Raw genomic sequence first — 4,335 nt, forward strand, 5'->3', positions numbered from 1 at the left:
TCGCCTTCGTCATCGACGCATTCGACCGCGAAATCATCGCCTGGACGGCGGTTGCCAATGCAGGCATTTCCGGCTCAGACGTGCGTGACATGATGTTGGAGGCGGTCGAGAAACGCTTCCATGCAACACGAGCCCCGCATGCTATCGAGCATCTCTCTGACAATGGCTCGGCTTATACCGCGCGGGACACGAGGCTGTTTGCTCAAGCACTCAATCTGACGCCCTGCTTCACGCCCGTGGCCAGCCCGCAGTCGAACGGAATGTCCGAGGCATTCGTTAAAACCCTGAAGCGGGATTACATCCGTATCTCGGCACTACCGGACGCCGAAACGGCGCTCCGTCTCATCGATGGATGGATTGAAGACTATAATGAAATTCATCCCCATTCCGCGCTCAAGATGGCTTCCCCTCGGCAGTTCATCAGGGCTAAATCAACCTAGCCGACGTGTCCGGCGAAACGGGGTGCACTCCACTCACCGACCGACAGGACCACCTGGGCAGAAAGACCGACGATCATGGTGAGCTTTTCGGCCAATGCCGGTTTGTTCGACAGCCTGAAGCTGCACCGTCGAACTGACAAGTCCTGCTGGACGCCTCGAAAAACCTCGCATTTTGGGTCGGAATTTGATTCAATCCCCGTGCTGTTTTTGCGGAGGATGTAAATGCGGGGACAGGCTGGTTTCCGGGACATTGATGAGCGCTATGCGCGGCTAAGCGAAGCCGGTGATCCAATGGAGAAACTGGAGAGCGTCGTGCCATGGGATCTGTTTCGCAAACCATTGTCCAAGGCGGTGAAGCGCTCGGACGGCTCAAAAGGTGGTCGGCCTGCCTGCAATCCGGTGCTTCCGGCTGTTTCGCGAACATCTCGTGCAGGCAGGCGCCATTGAGAACCTGTTTGCTCACTTTGATCGTCATCTCTCGAAGGCCGGATATTTGGCGATGGGCGGGGAGATTGTCGATGCCACGGTTGTGGCCGCACCGAGGCAGCGTAATACCGCTGCTGAGAAGGCCGATCTTGAGGCGGGCAAGGTACCAGACGATTGGAAGGACAAAGCTGAGACAGAAAGATCGAGACGCACGATGGACGGTGAAGTTCCCGAAGGCCAAAGTGGATAATGAAGGCAAGGATCACAAGCGCGACATCGCCATTTCCGTCTTCGGCTACAAGAACCACGCTTCGATTGATCAGCGGCATGGCTTCATTCGCGGCTGGACGGTGACGCATGCCGCCGCCTATGACGGCGCTCAACTGCGCAACTTGGTCAGGCGGTCGAACACTGGTTCAACGGTATAGGCTGACACGGCCTATCGGTCGAAGAAGAACGAAGCCTGGCTCGACAAGAATGGCTTCGTCTCCGACATTCATCACAAGAAGCCGAAGGGACGGCCGATGAGCGAGGCGACGGCGCGGGCCAATGGCAGACGTTCAAAGATCCGATCCCGTGTAGAGCATGTGTTCGCCCACCAGAAAACCGGAATGGGAATGTTCGTGAGAACCAACGGCATCGCACGGGCGACGATGAGCTCGGCAAAACCCGGCATCATATCCATAAATCCGCACGCTCAACCCGCCAGAATTCAACATTCTACGCCGATTTAGCAGTAACTCGAACCGTCCAGCTGCAATTTTCTCCTCTCTTGGCTTTGGCCAAAAAAGCTCGGTAATCATGGGAAACGATGGGAAAAAGACCTTCATTTCGTATACCTAAATATCTTAATTTTCTAAAATCAGCTTATATTTAATTGCAGTGGAACGATTTAGTATTGAAGTTTCATCTACACCGATATATCGTGAATGTTTGATTTTTATGAAGAGAGATGCACGCAATTGATATTGGCTACATTTGTCCTATCTTATCGTTTTCGTCTTTATTTTTTATTCTAAATGAGGAAATAGAAATTTGATGCGCATTTTGTTTGTTTTGAGTGCGCTTTGCCTCATAAGTGCTTGTTCATCGTCAAGCAAATCTAATATTTACGAGAACGGCATTCCAACCGCGGTTGTCGAACTTAGCAACGCTCGTGTTCAAGACTTTGATGTGCTAGCCCCAAGCGACTTTCCAGAGAAGCCAGGTGATCTGAGGCAATTGACTGTGCATGGTGGCGCTTCACGCATCCAACCTGGAGACGTCTTCGATGTAACGATTTTTGATGCAGGCGAGGATGGAATCCTTGCGAGGACCAAGAGTACGGCGTTGAACCTCGGCCGGTTCACCGTAGGCAAAAATGGTTCGGTAACACTCCCATACGTTGGAAATAAAAAGGCAACGGATTTTACCGTAGAAGGCCTTCAAAAACAGATTGTTGCAAGCTTACGGGGAGCTTCAATTGATCCTCAAGCAGTTATAACAATGGTGGAAAGACCTTCGAGCGTTGTCACCGTGAATGGTGAAATCCGCAATCCTGGTCAATTTGCCCTCGTGTCTGGACGCGACCACATTCTCGACATTCTAGCTCAAGCGGGCGGCCCATCTACTGGAGCAGGAAGGATCACCGTGACTCGGCGTGATCAGCGTTCTTCAGTTTCCCTTGAGCAAATAATGAACGACACAACTCAAAATATCAATCTGCTTCCGGGAGATCAGATTATTGTTAGTTCAAGTAATTCTGTGTTTACGGCCCTTGGATCGTTCAAGAATACAGGAGAATATTCTTTCGAACTCGGGAAATTTACGCTACCACAAGCCATTGCACGCGCAGGAGGATTGCAGGGCGAATCTCAAGAAAATATGAATTTATATGTATTTCGCTCCCCCTCCACTGTTAAGCAAACTGCCGAGAATAATTCACTATCGGATTCTTCAAAATCACTTATTTTTCACGTAGATTTGGGAGAAATCTCCAATTTTGTTTTAATGCATAAGTTTTACATTCGAGATGGGGATATACTTTTAGCAAGTGACTCCAAGATTGACAAATCGAGCAGTATATTTAAGAAAATAAGTCAACTCGGCAAATCCTAATAGGCTCGCGAAATTTAGAGCGGTTTCCACTCATTCTGGTTCTATCCGCAAGAGTTGAAGTAGTTGGTGTAATCAGTGGGCTTGAACAGATCGACGAGTTTGCCGATCTGAGTTGATTTTCACTGAGAGGTGACCCGGTTGGGCGGCTAAAAGGGTGCGGACGAAAACTTGGACCGCCGGGAATTAGAATTTTCCGGCTCTTATGCCAATGGCGGGCTGATGACGCCATCGGGATTATGCAAGGCAATCGGCACGTTATATCCGATTGCCGAGTGAGGACGATCCTCATTATAGTGTCGACGCCAATTCTCCAACTTTTCGCGCGCATCTTCAAGCGTTAAGAACCAGTGTGCGTTCAGGCACTCGGCGCGAAGCTTACTGTTGAAGGCTTCGATGAACCCGTTATCCCTCGGCTTTCCGGGTCGGGAGAAGTCCAGTGTGACCTTGTTGGCATAGGCCCACAGATCGAGGTCACGCGAAACAAACTCACTTCCATTATCAACCCTTATTGTCTTCGGATAGCCAGCACGACGACACACTTTCTCAAGTGTCTGAACGACATCCTCACCACGATAACTGAAGCGCGGATCGGTTGCCGGCGAGTAGCGTGAATGCGTATCGACAATAGTCAGAATCCGGAGTTTCTTTCCTGTTGCCAGCTGATCATGCACAAAGTCCATCGCCCAAACATCATTCGGCCCGATCGCTTGTTGACGATCCTCACGCAGCTTGGCCTTGACACGACGTTTCGGATGTTTATTCCTGAGCTGAAGTCCTAACTCATTGTATATTCGACGTGTTTTCTTCATGTTGATGGTCCAGCCTTCGCGACGAAGCAGGACGTGTACGCGACGGTAACCCTATCGCACACGGGTTTCACAAATCTCTTTGATCCGCTTCTCAACAGCGGCCTGCACGGTGCGGCGGGACTTGTAATTGATAGTCGATCTTTCGAAGCTTAGTGCTGCACAAGCCCGTCGGATCGATATTCCCCAATCAACAAGCATTCCCGCCACCAGATCACGTTTCCGCGCAGGCCTTAAAGTTTTCGGCGGATCACATCCTGCAACATCTCCCGATCAAGCGTGAGGTCTGCAACAATCCTCTTCAGCCGCGTATTTTCCTCTTCCAAGGCGCGCAGCCGCCGTATCTCATCAGGCAGCAGACCTGCATACTTTTTCTTCCAGTTGAAATAAGTTGCCTGGCTGATCCCGCTCTTGCGACAGATTTCCGCTACCGGAACGCCGTCATCTCCCTGCTTGAGAATAAACACCTTCTGAGCGTCCGAAAACTTCGATGCTTTCATGCCTTCCACTCCTTCTCCCAGCCAGGAAAATAGCGCGGAAAACTCTCATTATAAACGGTCCAGTTT

The 4,335-nt window shown here is 50.6% G+C and carries 2 protein-coding genes and 2 pseudogenes; 3 read left to right on the forward strand and 1 reads right to left on the reverse strand.

Features of this window, described 5'->3' with window-relative positions:
• The 3 genes and pseudogenes from ACTJKP_RS26370 to ACTJKP_RS26380 all read left to right on the forward strand — a co-directional run.
• The coding region (locus ACTJKP_RS26370; RefSeq protein ID WP_440631580.1) for an integrase core domain-containing protein at positions 1-440 on the forward strand (440 nt) is incomplete at its 5' end.
• A gap of 222 nt (positions 441-662) precedes the next feature.
• Positions 663-1,600, forward strand: a pseudogene (locus tag ACTJKP_RS26375) (transposase).
• 304 nt (positions 1,601-1,904) lie between these two features.
• Entirely contained in the window at positions 1,905-2,963 is a 1,059-nt protein-coding gene (locus tag ACTJKP_RS26380) for a polysaccharide biosynthesis/export family protein (protein WP_440632764.1), read from the forward strand.
• 200 nt (positions 2,964-3,163) lie between these two features.
• Here ACTJKP_RS26380 and ACTJKP_RS26385 read toward each other — a convergent pair.
• Positions 3,164-4,269 (reverse strand): annotated as a pseudogene (locus ACTJKP_RS26385) (IS3 family transposase).
• Positions 4,270-4,335: the final 66 nt, after the last annotated feature.

Source organism: Brucella sp. 22210 (genome assembly GCF_052045675.1).
Classification (GTDB): domain Bacteria; phylum Pseudomonadota; class Alphaproteobacteria; order Rhizobiales; family Rhizobiaceae; genus Brucella.